Genomic DNA, 1,113 nt, shown 5'->3' with positions numbered 1-1,113 from the left:
CTTGGTCAGCCGCAGTGAATAGGCCCAAGCGACTGTTTACCAAAAACACAGGTCTCTGCTAATTCGTAAGAAGATGTATAGGGGCTGACACCTGCCCGGTGCTGGAAGGTTAAGAGGAAGGGTTAGCTTCGGCGACGCTCTGAATTGAAGCCCCAGTAAACGGCGGCCGTAACTATAACGGTCCTAAGGTAGCGAAATTCCTTGTCGGGTAAGTTCCGACCCGCACGAAAGGTGTAACGATTTGGGCACTGTCTCAACGAGAGACTCGGTGAAATTATAGTACCTGTGAAAATGCAGGTTACCCGCGACAGGACGGAAAGACCCCATGGAGCTTTACTGTAGTTTGATATTGAGTGTCTGTACAGCTTGTACAGGATAGGTAGGAGCCAATGAAGCCAGGACGCCAGTCTTGGTGGAGGCGCTGGTGGGATACTACCCTCGCTGTATGGCCACTCTAACCCACGACCGTTAACCGGTCGGGAGACAGTGTCAGATGGGCAGTTTGACTGGGGCGGTCGCCTCCCAAAATGTAACGGAGGCGCCCAAAGGTTCCCTCAGAATGGTTGGAAATCATTCGTAGAGTGTAAAGGCAGAAGGGAGCTTGACTGCGAGACCTACAAGTCGAGCAGGGACGAAAGTCGGGCTTAGTGATCCGGTGGTACCATATGGAAGGGCCATCGCTCAACGGATAAAAGCTACCCTGGGGATAACAGGCTTATCTCCCCCAAGAGTTCACATCGACGGGGAGGTTTGGCACCTCGATGTCGGCTCATCGCATCCTGGGGCTGTAGTCGGTCCCAAGGGTTGGGCTGTTCGCCCATTAAAGCGGTACGCGAGCTGGGTTCAGAACGTCGTGAGACAGTTCGGTCCCTATCCGTCGCGGGCGTTGGAGATTTGAGAAGAGCTATCCTTAGTACGAGAGGACCGGGATGGACACACCGCTGGTGTACCAGTTGTCAAGCCATTGGCATCGCTGGGTAGCTATGTGTGGACGGGATAAACGCTGAAAGCATCTAAGCGTGAAGCCCCCTTCAAGATGAGATCTCCCATTCCTTTAAGGAAGTAAGACCCCTGAAAGATGATCAGGTAGATAGGCTGGAAGTGGAAGCATAG

Annotated in this window: 1 rRNA gene; it reads left to right on the top strand. The window is 53.2% G+C overall.

Annotated features, from left to right (window positions below):
* Positions 1 to 1,113 (top strand): 23S ribosomal RNA (locus tag BM049_RS11710); the annotation flags it as partial.

The sequence above is a fragment of the Alkalibacterium subtropicum genome, from assembly GCF_900112455.1.
Lineage (GTDB): Bacteria > Bacillota > Bacilli > Lactobacillales > Carnobacteriaceae_A > Alkalibacterium > Alkalibacterium subtropicum.
The sequence above is the reverse complement of the archived record's forward strand: the minus strand, read 5'-3'. Positions and strand labels throughout refer to the sequence as shown.